This window comes from Corynebacterium sp. NML180780 (assembly GCF_007786415.1).
Taxonomy (GTDB): Bacteria; Actinomycetota; Actinomycetes; order Mycobacteriales; family Mycobacteriaceae; genus Corynebacterium; species Corynebacterium gottingense.
In genome coordinates this window covers 1-13,313 of the sequence record NZ_VNKN01000014.1, presented here as the reverse complement: position 1 = coordinate 13,313, position 13,313 = coordinate 1, and the positions used below count along the sequence as shown (strand labels likewise).

At 56.0% G+C, this 13,313-nt stretch carries 12 protein-coding genes; 8 read left to right on the top strand and 4 right to left on the bottom strand.

Annotated features, from left to right (window positions below):
* Positions 1–99: 99 nt before the first annotated feature.
* From FPP74_RS12290 to FPP74_RS09950, 8 genes are all read left to right on the top strand, one after another.
* A complete protein-coding gene (locus FPP74_RS12290) occupies positions 100–243 on the top strand; it encodes a hypothetical protein (RefSeq protein WP_186439431.1) in 144 nt (47 codons plus the stop codon).
* Positions 244–334: 91 nt separating this feature from the next.
* A complete protein-coding gene (locus tag FPP74_RS09985; RefSeq protein ID WP_144718281.1) occupies positions 335–754 on the top strand; it encodes a single-stranded DNA-binding protein in 420 nt (139 codons plus the stop codon).
* Between the two features lie 369 nt (positions 755–1,123).
* Positions 1,124–1,804 (top strand): metal-dependent transcriptional regulator, encoded by a 681-nt coding sequence (locus FPP74_RS12490; protein WP_144718279.1) that lies wholly within the window; start codon positions 1,124–1,126, stop codon positions 1,802–1,804.
* A 116-nt stretch (positions 1,805–1,920) separates the two neighbouring features.
* A complete protein-coding gene (gene nrdI / locus FPP74_RS09970; RefSeq protein WP_052093126.1) occupies positions 1,921–2,370 on the top strand; it encodes a class Ib ribonucleoside-diphosphate reductase assembly flavoprotein NrdI in 450 nt (149 codons plus the stop codon).
* Between the two features lie 67 nt (positions 2,371–2,437).
* Positions 2,438–4,633 (top strand): class 1b ribonucleoside-diphosphate reductase subunit alpha, encoded by a 2,196-nt coding sequence (gene nrdE / locus FPP74_RS09965; RefSeq protein WP_034666261.1) that lies wholly within the window; start codon positions 2,438–2,440, stop codon positions 4,631–4,633.
* A gap of 51 nt (positions 4,634–4,684) precedes the next feature.
* Positions 4,685–5,710 carry a class 1b ribonucleoside-diphosphate reductase subunit beta gene (nrdF, locus tag FPP74_RS09960; RefSeq protein ID WP_034666259.1) on the top strand — a complete coding sequence of 342 codons (1,026 nt, stop codon included), beginning with the start codon at positions 4,685–4,687 and terminating at the stop codon, positions 5,708–5,710.
* The gene (locus FPP74_RS09955; RefSeq protein ID WP_133065267.1) at positions 5,691–5,963 is read left to right on the top strand and encodes a hypothetical protein; all 273 of its coding nucleotides are present in this window, start codon (positions 5,691–5,693) and stop codon (positions 5,961–5,963) included. Before nrdF ends, FPP74_RS09955 begins: the two co-directional genes overlap by 20 nt.
* Positions 5,964–6,003: 40 nt before the next feature.
* The gene (locus FPP74_RS09950) at positions 6,004–6,585 is read left to right on the top strand and encodes an NADPH-dependent FMN reductase (RefSeq protein WP_022862715.1); all 582 of its coding nucleotides are present in this window, start codon (positions 6,004–6,006) and stop codon (positions 6,583–6,585) included.
* Positions 6,586–6,842: 257 nt separating this feature from the next.
* Here the strand turns inward: FPP74_RS09950 and FPP74_RS09945 are convergent, their stop codons facing one another.
* From FPP74_RS09945 to FPP74_RS09930, 4 genes are all read right to left on the bottom strand, one after another.
* A complete protein-coding gene (locus FPP74_RS09945; RefSeq protein WP_222428220.1) occupies positions 6,843–8,537 on the bottom strand; it encodes a hypothetical protein in 1,695 nt (564 codons plus the stop codon).
* Positions 8,538–9,454: 917 nt separating this feature from the next.
* Entirely contained in the window at positions 9,455–9,727 is a 273-nt protein-coding gene (locus tag FPP74_RS09940) for a hypothetical protein (RefSeq protein ID WP_095279026.1), read from the bottom strand.
* A gap of 89 nt (positions 9,728–9,816) precedes the next feature.
* Complete coding sequence (locus tag FPP74_RS09935) at positions 9,817–13,092, bottom strand: DNA polymerase (protein WP_255456123.1); 3,276 nt, start codon at positions 13,090–13,092, stop codon at positions 9,817–9,819.
* 60 nt (positions 13,093–13,152) lie between these two features.
* The coding region (locus FPP74_RS09930) for an integrase core domain-containing protein (protein WP_144717423.1) at positions 13,153–13,313 on the bottom strand (161 nt) is incomplete at its 5' end.

The following is a 13,313-nucleotide window of genomic DNA, read 5'->3' as shown; positions in this document are numbered from 1 at the left end:
CGACGACAGACACCTCAACGAGGCAAGGGAGCGACCCCTAGACAGCAGAGCTGTCTCCAACAGACGGATTGACCACCAATCCGAACAAGGAGGCACCTGATGGGCGACTTCATCCACACCGACCTGGAACTGCTCTACCAGCTCGCCGACGGCATCGACGGCGAGGACGCCGATCCGGGCGCAGCACAAGAACTGCGCGACCTAGAGGCGGCAGGCACACCGCTGCCCTGGGCAGTGCTGTAGCGACAGCGCAACCGCCCCGCAGCAGCAAAGCAGCTGCTTAAGTACCCAAATTGCACGGCAAATCACACCCACTCAGATAAGGAGAACCATCATGTCCAACCCCTTCAACAACGGCACCATCGTCGGCAACGCAGCTCGCGCACCGAAGCTGTTCGAGCACGCAAACGGCGGTGCGACGGTGAAGCTCAGCGTCTATGCGCGCAACACCTTCAAGAACAAGTCCACCGGCAAGGTCGAGTCCGAGATTGTCGAACTCACTGGCTACGTGGCTGACGCCAAGAACCTCGGCGTCTTCGGCTGCATCGGCGCTGGTGATCGCGTTGCGGTGAGCTACTCGCTGAAGACTGACAACTACACCGATAAGGACGGCAACAAGCACTATCCGCTGGTAGCGCGCATCGACACTGTGCAGCTGATCGACTCCAAGAAGGAGTCTGAGGCACGAGCAGCACGCCGCGAGAACAGCGCAGATAACGCTGCTGCTAATGACTCTGAAGAAGTGCCGTTCTAGTTGCAGCAACACCCCGCAGGGAAACCTGCGGGGTTATTTTTTCAGCACAGACCACGCATAACGCCGTCGCCGTCCAGTACGGGAGCGCTGATACTCCTGCTCCAGACGCTCTGTCTCTACACAGTGCATTACATGAGCCATTACATGCGCTGTTTTACTGCACTGTGTACTAGCCATTCCATTACGCACTACGCTGGCGCACTTCAAGTTCATTGAAATCTTCTCAGACATTAGTGGTTCTCCTTCAAGTGAAGAATGCTTTAACTGGCCCCACCTTACCGGCATTCCTCTCAAACTTGGCCTCTGTTCGCTATGAGCGTTGGGGCACAGCGCCTAAGGCGCATACGGAAGCTGGGTTAACATTTACTCATGTCTGTTTCTGAGCTGTCCACCAGTACCCAGAACTATTTGAAAGCTATCTGGGGGCTAAAGGAATGGTCATCCGAGCCCGTTACCGCCACACTTATAGCGAAACAGCTGGGACTCAAGCTCTCCTCGGTCTCCGATGCAGTGCGCAAAATGTCGAAGCAAGGGCTCGTGTCACACACGCCCTATGGCTCTGTGGAGTTAACCGAACTTGGCAGGCAGTACGCATTGGTCATGGTGCGCCGCCACCGATTGCTTGAGTCTTTTTTGGTTCAAGCATTGGATTATACGTGGGACGAGGTCCATGATGAAGCCGAAAATCTTGAACACGCGGTGTCTGACATGCTCATAGAGCGCGTGGATAAGTTCCTCAATTACCCCACTAGGGATCCACACGGCGACCCTATCCCTACGGTTGATGGACAGGTCACTATCCCCAGTGTGCACCGTCTCACCGACAGCGGCGCACAACCGCAGGTGACCGTGGAACGCATTTCTGATTCCGACCCACAACTGCTGGCCTTCCTCAAAGAGCAAGGCATCGTCATTGGGGCTGTTCTTACCACGCGCGAAGGAACGCCCTTTTCAGAATCGCTCGAAGTACAGGTAGCCGACAGTACTCAGTGGGTAGTACTTGGGCGCCCAGCTACGGACGCAGTGTTTGTAGCACACCACAGCCTGTAGTCTTTCCCTTTCTCATTAATCCTGTCCCTACCTGCCCTTTTAAAAACTACGGTGCGGCGTAGTTTGCAACTACGGTAGTACGTAGTTAATCTTTTCGATCATCACCTATCCCACTTATGGCTAAGGCCAGGATGAGCAGGATTGTCATGTCAGACTCACCAGATTTGGTGTACTTTTCTAGCGTTTCTGAAAACACAAAAAGATTCGTCGAACGCTTAGATAGACCCGCAGTGCGCATTCCACTGCGGCCCAAGAAAACCGGAATGATCCAGGTTTCACACCCGTACGTACTCATCGTTCCAACCTACGGCGGTGGCTCGCTCAAACGCGCAGTCCCCAAACAGGTCATCGACTTCCTCAATGACCCAATCAACCGTTCCTTTATCCGGGGCGTGATTACCTCAGGCAATACCAACTTCGGAAGCGCTTACTGCGTCGCCGGCCGCATCATTTCCGCTAAGTGCCACGTTCCAGAGCTGTATCACTTCGAGCTACTCGGCACGCAGAAGGACGTTGCCGCTGTAAAGCAGGGCCTTCACAAGTTTTGGGAGCAGCAAAGCAACTAACAATTACACCCCATTGATTTCCCACAAAATGAAGACCACATCCGCAACACACAGATTGGAAACCACAATGCCGCCACTTAAGGCCACCCCCACACAGCCCATTGGCCCTACGCCCCGCACCGCTTCAGCAGACGATGCCGGCGGTGTCGGTAAGCGCAAGAGCTACCATGCACTCAACGCGCAGCTGAACCTATTCGACGATTCGGGAAGAATCCAGTTCGACAAGGACATTGAGGCAACACAAGACTTTTTAGCGCACCATGTCACTCCCCGCATGCATCAGTTTGAATCCACCAAGCAGCGCTTGGAGTGGTTGGTTGATAACGAATACTACGAGCGGGAATTCCTTGAGCTTTATGATGACGATTTTCTGTGCACTATGTACGACAGAGCCCACCGAGCCAAGCATCAGTTCCGCACTTTCCTCGGCGCATTTAAGTTCTTTACTTCATACGCACTGAAAACCTTTGATGGCTCGCGATTTCTGGAAGGCTACGAAGAACGCGTCGCCACCACAGCTTTGTACCTTGCACAGGGCGATGAGGAGCTTGCGGAGAAGCTGGTGGATGACATCATGACCGGACGCTTCCAGCCCGCCACCCCTACTTTTCTCAACGCAGGAAAAGCCCAGCGTGGCGAAATGGTCTCCTGCTTCCTCCTTCGCATCGAAGACAATTTGGAAAGCATTGGCCGCAGCGTGAACTCTGCACTGCAGCTTTCAAAACGCGGCGGTGGTGTGGCCTTGTTACTGAGCAATCTGCGCGAATCCGGAGCCCCAATCAAAAAGATTGAGAACCAAGCTTCCGGCGTAGTCCCAGTCATGAAAATTCTGGAAGATAGCTTCAGCTATGCCAACCAATTGGGCGCTCGACAGGGCGCTGGAGCCGTCTACCTACATGCGCACCATCCAGATATTCTTCGTTTCCTGGATACCAAGCGGGAAAATGCCGATGAGAAAGTCCGCATTAAGACTCTTTCGCTGGGAGTTGTTATTCCAGATATAACCTTCCAGCTGGCCAAAGAGAACAAGGATATGCATCTTTTTAGCCCGTATGACATCGCTCGCGAGTACGGCGTAGCCATGTCTGACATGTCTATCACCGAGTATTACGACGAGCTGGTTTCCAATCCGCGAATTTCTCATACGACTATCAAGGCCCGCGAGTTTTTCACCACGCTGGCTGAGCTTCAGTTTGAATCTGGATACCCCTACATACTCTTTGAGGATACGGTCAACCGCGCTAATCCCCTCAAAGGACATATCAATATGTCCAATCTGTGTAGTGAGATCCTCCAGGTCAACACGCCATCCACCTACGGCGCCTCAGGTAACTACACCACCGTTGGCCAGGACATTTCCTGCAATCTAGGGTCGCTCAACATCGCTAAAGCTTTTGAATCACCGGACTTTGGGGAAACTGTTGAAACCGCGGTGCGCGCTCTCACGAAGGTCTCAGACCTAACAAATATCGAAGCTGTTCCTTCCATCGCTCACGGTAATGCATCCATGCATGCCATCGGGTTGGGCCAAATGAATCTCCACGGTTTCCTGGCTTCCAAGCGTATTCCTTATGGCTGCGCCGAAGCACTGGACTTTACAAATATCTATTTCCTGACCGTGACCTATCATGCGCTCCGTGCATCCCATGCGCTAGCGGTTGAGAAAGGTCAACGATTCACTGGCTTTGAAGAATCCACCTATGCCACTGGCGTCTACTTCGACAAGTACATCGACCAAGACTGGGCGCCGGCCACTGACCACGTAAAACAGCTATTCCATGAGGCTGGCGTGCAGATTCCTCAACGCGAGGATTGGCTATGGCTCAAGAACCAAGTGATGCAAGACGGCATCTACAACGCCTACTTGCAGGCAGTTCCACCCACTGGATCAATTTCCTACATCAATGACTCCACCGCGTCCATACACCCGATTGCCTCCAAGATTGAAATACGCAAGGAAGGCCGCTTGGGGCGCGTGTACTACCCCGCACCGGAAATGACCAACGACAACTTGGAGTATTTCGATGACTCCTACACCGTGGGGTACAAAAAAATCATCGACACCTACGCTATGGCCACCCAACACGTGGACCAAGGGCTTTCCCTGACTTTGTTCTTCACCGCTGACACCACTACGCGGGACATCAACAAGGCACAAATCTATGCCTGGAAAGCCGGAATCAAGACCTTGTACTACATCCGTTTACGCCAACCTGCACTCCAGGGAACCGAGGTCGAAGGCTGCGTTTCCTGTGCTCTGTAGGAACACGGTCCTTCCTTCATTCACAACCATCCATCAAGAAAGAAAGAAGCTATGTCTTCAACATCAAACACTGCTGAGCTAACCAGCATCTCAGTTACGCCGCCAAGTTACCGGCATGACCCTTCAGCCCGCATCCGCGCCATCAATTGGAATCGGGTGAGCGATGAGAAGGATCTTGAAGTGTGGAACCGCCTCACCGCCAACTTTTGGTTGCCAGAAAAGGTTCCACTTTCAAACGATCTCCCGGCGTGGCAGAGGATGACACCGGAGGAACGCAACCTCACCATGCGGGTGTTCACGGGACTCACCACCCTGGACACCGTCCAGGCCACTGTGGGCGAAATCTGTCAGATCCAAGATGCCCGCACCGAGCACGAGGAGGCCGTGTATACCAACATCGCCTTCATGCAATCAGTCCATGCCCGTTCTTACTCTTCAGTGTTTTCTACTTTGAGCAGTACGAAAGAAATTGATGAGGCATACCGCTGGGCGGTGAATAATGACCTTCTCCAGGCACGCGCCAAAAAAGTGCTCACTCATTATTTTGGACCCGATCCACTCAAGCGCAAAGTGTCATCGACGCTGCTTTCCTCGCTGCTTCTCTACGCGGGTTTCTATCTTCCCCTGCATTTTTCCGTCCACGCCACCCTGACAAATACGGCAGACATGATTCGCCTCATTCTGCGTGACAAGGCAGTGCACGGTTACTACTCAGGCTACAAGTACCAGCGCGGACTGGAAACGTCTGCTCCACAACGGCAACAGGAGATGCATGATTTCACTATTTCCTTGCTCGAAGAGCTTTATGCCCTAGAGCTGGATTATTCCGGCGAGCTATATGAGCCGTTGGGGCTCATGGATGATGTAGCTGTATTCGTTCGCTATAACGCCAATAAGGCGCTCATGAATTTGGGCTACCCGGACTACTTCCCACCTGAAGAAACGGAAGTGAACCCGGAAATCCTCGCTGCCCTAGCACCTGGAGCAGATGAAAACCATGACTTCTTCTCCGGCTCCGGTTCCTCCTATGTCATTGGCACCGCTGAAGAAACGAGTGATGATGACTGGGATTTCTAAACCGTTTCCACGACCAGACCAAGGAAGCTGGCTTGAGACCATCGCGCTGTTTGAAGCCATCCGCGAAGGAAACCAACCAGCAGCCATGCGGCTTTTGGATACGTCCGCCGCACGGGAGGCCGTCCTCGGGGGACTGTTAGGACTCATCGAACTGTACTTCCGCCATGAAGAAGACAAAGTGGATAACTTTCTTACTGCCGCCCACGCCGCCGGGCCACCGCCTGCCTTTGGCTGCAAGCCTTTTCTCCCTTGATCGCACGTACCTACGCCCAACTAAGAAGAAAGGACTTCCTATGACCACCCCACGCATTAGTGTTATCGTCGGCAGCCTGCGCCGCGGCTCATTTGCGCGCAAGATTGCACACGAAGTGCTCACAATGATCCCTGAAAACTACCAGGCAGACATCGTTGAAATCCGTGACTTGCCGCTCTATGACTTCGACTACGATGACCCCTCGGTCACGGACAAGCCCATTCCAGCTGAGTACACCACTTTCCGCGACACCATCAAGAACTCGAGCGGCGTCCTCTTTGTTACCCCGGAAAATAACCGTACTATCCCTGCCTGTCTCAAGAATGCAGTGGACATCGGTTCCAAGCCCAACTCGGATGTGGCTTGGAAGAACCTTCCCGCAGGTATCATCAGTCACTCTGTAGGCCGCATGGGCGGCTACAGTTCACAGAAGAACCTCCGGCTCGCCCTGTCCTACTTCGATATGCCGCTTCCTGGTCAGCCCGAGGTATTCCTTGGCCAATCCCCCACCCTCTTCGAAGACTCCGGCCATCTCAATGAAGGCACCGCAGGCTTTGTCAAAGACTACGTTATACGCTTCCTGCAGTTGGTCGACATGACATTAACAGCCAAGCACAGCTAGCGACGGCGACTAACCCTAGCCACCGCCCTCTACGAAGTACTTGAAGGCTTCTAAAGGGCCTTCTCAAAGACACAAACCCCGGATTCACACTCATCCTTGAGTTACCTGAATCTGAACCCAGGACGCTTCAAAAAACACCGCTCTAATTCTTCGATTTTCGCTGAATTAGAGCGGTTTTAGCGCTGTCGCTGGACACTGACCCTGGCGACATCCTGTTAGGCCGCTACAGGGCCATACAGGGCAGGGGAGACCCCCATCTACGGCTTGCCGCCGTCGGGGGACTCCTTGTCACCGTCGGGAGACTCCTTGCCACCGTCGGGGGACTCCTTGTCACCGTCGTGGTCGCGCTGTTGCTCCTGCTGGCGGCGCTTAGCGATGCGTTCCAGCGCGCGACGCAGTACTGCAGCGCTTTCCTCCTGAGTACGGTCGATGACGATCTCGCGGTACCGTTGCTTCATCTCTGGGTTGCTGTCAATCTCGACCCGCAAAAAGTCCTGATCAACATGCGAAATCTCCTGCAACGACTGCGTTGCTTCCTCGATGATGATCTTCGCTTCCTGCTCTGCTTCCTCGCGCGTTACTGCAGCGTCACGTGTGGCCTCATCATGTTCTTCACTGCCGAATTCTTCGGCAAGGTCAAGCAGCTCATCTGCCTGAGCTTCAGCGAGACCCAGCGTCTGCTCAGCTTCTTTGCGTGCGTCACTGCGGATCTGCTCGGCTTCTTGCTCGGCCTTTTCGCGTGCTTCGCTGCGGAGCTGTTCAGCTTCCTGCTCTACACGCTTGAGCTTGGCTTCGGCGGCGCTCTCAACCTCCTTGGCACGGTCCAGCAACTCTTCCGCCTGTGCCTCGGCAAGACCCAACTCCTGTTCAGCATCCTTCTGTGCATCACCACGAATCTTTTCGGCGTCCTGCTCGGCCTTCTCGCGTGCTTCTTTGAGTACGCGCTCGGCAACCTCGCGAGCCTGCTGTTCAGCATTTTCCTGCACACGCTGGGCTTCTTCACGGGCCTGCTGCGCCCGTTCGAGTTCTTCTGCAGCTTGCTTGCGGTCTTTCGCTGCAGCATCGACATCTCGCTGTACGGAGCTGTGCTTCCGTTCCACCTCGTCCTCACGGTTCGCAAGGTCGCGCTCCCGGTCCTGCTGTTCGACGTAACGGTCAAGATTCAGCGACTCATTGTGACGTTCAGACACATCTAGCTCTACCGGGTAACCCAACGCGTACATGTGCTCTCGAAGTCCACGCTGCGCGTCGATGAACTTCTGGTTCCCGGAGATTTGTTTGCCCTTCTTCGGGCCAGATATGTACCGCACCGACTCATCAGTGTTGTACGCGATGCCGGGCCGGCAGCGGAGCTTGTCGGGATCATCCGGCTTCGGCGAGAACGTATCAGCCTGGAACTGGATGTGTGGCGTTGATTCGTCGAAGTTCATATCCCCACCGGCTACGGCATCGATGCCGCCGGGGATGAAGTTCTCGGCGAGCCAACGCATCGACTCTTCGAGATACTGCTTCGCTGCTTCGTCGTCGCGTGCTACCAGCCGAGGCCGTTTCACTTCGCGACCGTCTACCTCACTTGTGTAATAGTCCGGGATTTCTTTACACATCGACTTCGGTAGATGCACGACGAAGAGTGACGTTTCAAAACTGTTCTTCTGCACGCGCACGCCGTCCATCCTGGCGTCTTGGTACGCCAAGACTTCCTCGACGGACGCAGCGCGTCGGAACGTGCCGTTGCCGTCGTTGACGAACGGAACGTTCAAATGTGCATCGGCCACCACGATGTTTGAGTTCATCGCGGCCTGATGCGCGAGATCCTGCGGATCTAATTCTCGCATCGCCTCCTTGAGGAGTCGCTTGCGATCTCCACGTGTGTCTCCGCCGCAGTTGTCACGGCGGAGATGGCGCAGATTGAACGCTGCGCGTCCCTTCTGCGCTGTAGATGTCTTCGACATATCTGCGTTCCTTGTGTTGAGGTGTGCGCGTACACGGAGCCTCTGTCTTCGACCCCTCCATGTACCCGCGCACATGACGAACTTGAGTTTCCTGGGGACTCCGCGAATGTTCTGGAGCCTCTGCTTCGCCCCTCCAAAACATTCTACCCCAACAAACTCAAGTTCTTTAGGCCCCCTAAAGACCTCAGTCTAGCCACCTCGCAAGCTCGGAGAACTGAGGTCTTGAGGGGGCGCCTGCAGCGGGCAATCGCTCGCGGAAAAACCCTCCCTATTCGGTCGGCTTTTTCCGCTTCGCCCTTTCGAGAAACACTGCGTGACCTGCGAAGATCGCTGTGGCGATCTCCTTGGCCCCGCAGCAGTGCAGTGGGCTACGCGGCGCTGGCGCCCCGCTTTAGCCCCTGCCGATAGCCTCGTTCGCTGCGCTTTCGAGGCTATATAACCGACACAATAATTTTGTGGCGGTCTTCGAGTGGCACGCTATTCGCGGCCAATTTTGTCCGTCGCACATGGTGCGCGACATTTTCCCTGCTCGCGCAGTGAAAACAGGGCTTTTGGAAAAAGTCCCGGCGTCGCACCCCCTTATACTGGTTTTGGTTTTCAGCGTCGATTTTCGACCCTGACACACAAAACACGCCTTCGCTGCAGGTCAGGGACCCAAATGGCGGTCTTCGACCCACCGCTTTTTGTCCGCAACCGGTCTTCGAGTGACCCATTTTCATATCGCGCGATATATCACGCTGCGACGATCTGTAGACCCGTCGTTGCCCAGGCACGGCCAAGGGCACGACGATGGCTGCTCACACACGAAAACCCCACCCTTGCGAGCGGGGTTTGTGCTCTCGATACGAGCCACGGCAGTACACCGTGGCACCCTTCGGCTGTACACGTAAGCGGTGACTGCGTGTACAGCCTGACGGCTAGTTCTGTACGTCCTCGGGCGGACGGTCAGGACCGTCGTCGCCCTCGTTGCTGCTCGGCGACGGAGCACCGTCTTTTGGTTTCGCCGCCTTGTCGTCGTCGGTGGATGCAGGCTTGTTGCCGTTGAGTATCGTCTCGAACTCTTTGGCATACCCGTGCATCTTTGCTAGCCGTTCCTTCGCCGCCTTGTGTGCACGGCGGGCTTCATTCACGGCATCTTTGGCCCGCTGCTCTTCGAGCTTCGCGGCCTCGTAGTCGTCTTGAAACGACATGTGATCTTCTCCTTGGTTGGGTCTTTGTGTTCGGCTGGATCACCCACACGCGGCGGACCACGTGTGGGTTGTAGAACGCTCACCTCGCATCAGTCCTTGCATCCAGCCCAGGACGCAGCAGGGCCAGCTGAGTCAGACAAGACGGGCACTTCAACACCGCCCTTGCAGGGCAGTACCACAGCCTTGAACGCATCCATCACGGTGCGTTTGATGTCCTCTGCGCGGTCGCGTGGCACTGAGAGCACAATCTCGTCGTGGACGAAGATGCGCACCATCTCCAGCACCTCTTGAGGCAAGTTCAGCACGCCTTCGAGGAAGACGTCTCGGGCCGTGCCTTGGCCGTATGCGGCAGGTGCTTGGGTGTACGCCGTGTCGCGTCCGACAGTCACCCGGCGACCGAAGCCCGTGGCGATCCAGCCGAGAGCCTCGGCGTGCTTGCGCAAGTGATCTTTGAACGCTTCGAGTTGCGGGAACTCGAAGTGCAAACGGTCCAGCTGCTCCTTCGCCTCGACCTCGGAGATGCCAGCGTGGGATGCAAAACTCTTTGGCCCCATGCCGTAGTTCGCGGCGTGGCCGAGCGCCTTCGCGTCGGACCTGCGAGACGCATCGCCGAAGACGCGAATAGCCATCTCCGTGTGCGCGTCACGGCCAGGGGCGAAGAGTGCAGCGTAGGCAGCATCTCCGCTACCCGCTGCCATGCAGCGCGCGTCGATCTGCGACAGATCCACCGAGATCAGCTCCTCGTCGGCGCTATCGGCCACGATCATCTCGCGCTGGCGGATGAGCCGCTCATCACGCGAACCGAACACCGTCATGCCGGGGTTCGTTGTGCTCAACCGGCCCGTGGCCTGACTCGACGTGATGTGTGGATACACCCGCTCACCGCGCAGATATTTCTTAATCGTTGCCGCTGGGGTGGAGGACTGCAGCACTGTTATCAGCTTCTCGGCCAGCTCGACAACCTCAGACACGTCAGCGTGGTCCGCCGCGACCTGTTTGAACGCTGGCGCACTGATGCTGATCGCGCCCTTAGCAGTGAGCGGAACAGCAACGCCGAACCTGTCGAGGTAGTCGGCGATAGCTTGTTTGCCCTTATCGGTCATCCAGGGCTTTTTCCCCTTATCAGGGATACCAACAGTGCTCACGAGCCAGGCGCGGATCTCAGACACAACGGCTGCTTCCTCTGCGAGAAACTCGTCGACCTTGGCTGTATCGACGCGCACACCGTGCGACTCGACAACGCTTAGCGCGTGTATTTTCTCGTGCTCACCGCGCAGGTAGTCCTCGCCAACAGCCTCGATCGTGGCAGGCACAAGCTTCTCGTAGACCGCTACGTTGGCACGCACGTCCTGCAGCGCGTATTCGACGTACTCGGGGTTGTCCACCGGAATCTTGTCGAACCCGCCGTGCTGCTTCGCCAGCACCTTGAGAGCAGACTCGCTACCTGCCAGCAGTTTGCCGTCGACGCCACACCTGCGGGCAACAGCATCGAGGTTGTACTTGAGGTTACGATCACCGCCAGCAGCCAGGCGGGACATGACAAGGGTGTCGCGCACCTTGCCGGCCTTGATCAGCGCACCGACGTCGAGGCCGTAGAGGCGCTGCAGAACGGGCAGATCATACTGCACGATGTTGTGGCCGACGATAGTGTCTGCACTCTCTAGCAGCGGGATAAGTTCACCAGCAATGTCGGTGGTGGTGACAGGCTCGGCACCGTTGACAGAGTAGGCGGCAAGACGCACGAAGCCAGGATCATCGGTGACGTGCTGGTCATCTGCGCTGTCAGTCTCAGTGTCAAACACGACGATGGTGCTGTCAGCCGGTGCTGCAGGCTCATCGACTGTTTCTGCAGGTGGTGGCGTTTGCGGGGTCTGGGGAGGTCCACCACCGTTTCCGCCGTCACCACCACTGCCGTCAGCCCCATCATCATCGTCAGGATCGACACATACAACCTGGAATCGCTTCGTGTGGTTGACCGTTCCGGCGCTTCGTAGCACATAGCCGTCGAAGGGCCGGTCCTGAAAACGGGTGTACAGACGACCAAGGCGCTGGGCCTTCGCGTTCTCCACCGCCCAGAGATCCGAGGGCAGGGGTACAAATCCACCGGAGAGGCTTTGCTTTTCAATGGCCCTCTGCGCTTCGAAGGCGAGGAACGGCTTGTCGCCGAAGACGCTGTGTAGCCACGCTACATGAGCAAGATCCTCTAACTCGCTCTCGTCGGAGGCCTTACGCCACTCGCGTACGCCCTCCATCAGATCGCTGCGGCCTGCAAAGGCCAAGATACCGCCGACAGTGAAATACCACTCTTCGAAGCCACCGGTGTCATAGCCGGTAGGAGGTGCGGGCTTGCCAGCAACAATCCACGCGCGGATCAATGTATGCGCTGCTTCGAGGAGCTTTTTACGGTTCTGGCGTACCCAATCCAGAAGCCTTGGGTACTTAAAATCATCCCTTGCCTCAGGGTTGACCAAATCCGTATGCAGTTTAATGGGATTCGTACGACGCGACATGTCTTTGCGCGATGCGACGTTCTTGCCGATAGCGATGACACAGGCACCATTCGGCACAGACCTATGCTCCGATTTACCCAGAGTACGGCCAGCGTAGTCCACGGCAGAGATCATGGAGGCCAATGCCTCACTCTCCAAACCACTACTAGCCTCGTCAAAGATCAACAGGGTACGGCCCGCCAAAAGCGCTGAGAAGATCACCTTGTCCATCTCTTCGTCACTGAAGGGAATCCTTTGTGGCGGGGCGGCGCGACCCGTTACGATGATGCTGGCGACATCGACCAGCTTGTTTTTGCCCGTACCCTGCTTATTTGCCGAAACAAGACTCAGGGGTACCGTGTCACAAACAGCCCGGGTAAGCAGAGTTAGCACGACACTTACACCACGGGTGCGATCAGCCTCCGAGGCAAAAGGGAAGTCACAGAACGGTTCCAACAACGTCTCAAGCGCTTCCTGGGCATCGTCGGAAGTAGGAGCGTCGGGTACGTGGAATCCTTCAAGGTCTTCTGAAAGGTCTACATACCGACGTGTCTCAGCGTTGTAACCAGGCTCGCAGATAATATTTCCACTCTCGGAGAGAATAGGGGTCTCTACGATGCCCTCGATGGAAGGGTATTTCGATACGCGATTCTTGTTGAAGATCACGGAGGCTTCTGTCTTGCCGAGCGGCCTTACCACTACTTTCTTGGCCATGTGCTGCTCGACCCGGATGGCCTGGGCAGCGATATCAATGGAATAAGGAACATCAACGGCGTCAAGGTGTTTGCGGCCGTCCCTACTATCCAAAGCCACGAGCTTTTCGTTGGAGCGAAACAGCCTCGTGCCCGCGTACTTGTCGTAGACAGCCTGAGCCACAGTGTCGTAGAAGATCTCTGGCTCAAGCTCTGAAGCGTCCTGGGTTTGGTTCCGCTTCTTTTACGGCCCTGTGTTGATGGGCTCGGTGAGATAATACTCGGTTTCTACTTCTTGTGGGGTGGCGTAGTCCAACGCCTCGTGAAGACGTTTGGTGTTCCACCAGTGCACCCACCGCAGGGTGGCTAGCTCGACTTCTCCTACTGATGTCCACGGGCCCTGGG

Coding starts and splice junctions, on each gene's coding strand:
- FPP74_RS12290 (WP_186439431.1), top strand. CDS start 100: ATGGGCGACTTCATCCACACCGACCTGGAACTGCTCTACCAGCTCGCC.
- FPP74_RS09985 (WP_144718281.1), top strand. CDS start 335: ATGTCCAACCCCTTCAACAACGGCACCATCGTCGGCAACGCAGCTCGC.
- FPP74_RS12490 (WP_144718279.1), top strand. CDS start 1,124: ATGTCTGTTTCTGAGCTGTCCACCAGTACCCAGAACTATTTGAAAGCT.
- nrdI (WP_052093126.1), top strand. CDS start 1,921: ATGGCTAAGGCCAGGATGAGCAGGATTGTCATGTCAGACTCACCAGAT.
- nrdE (WP_034666261.1), top strand. CDS start 2,438: ATGCCGCCACTTAAGGCCACCCCCACACAGCCCATTGGCCCTACGCCC.
- nrdF (WP_034666259.1), top strand. CDS start 4,685: ATGTCTTCAACATCAAACACTGCTGAGCTAACCAGCATCTCAGTTACG.
- FPP74_RS09955 (WP_133065267.1), top strand. CDS start 5,691: ATGATGACTGGGATTTCTAAACCGTTTCCACGACCAGACCAAGGAAGC.
- FPP74_RS09950 (WP_022862715.1), top strand. CDS start 6,004: ATGACCACCCCACGCATTAGTGTTATCGTCGGCAGCCTGCGCCGCGGC.
- FPP74_RS09945 (WP_222428220.1), bottom strand. CDS start 8,537: ATGTCGAAGACATCTACAGCGCAGAAGGGACGCGCAGCGTTCAATCTG.
- FPP74_RS09940 (WP_095279026.1), bottom strand. CDS start 9,727: ATGTCGTTTCAAGACGACTACGAGGCCGCGAAGCTCGAAGAGCAGCGG.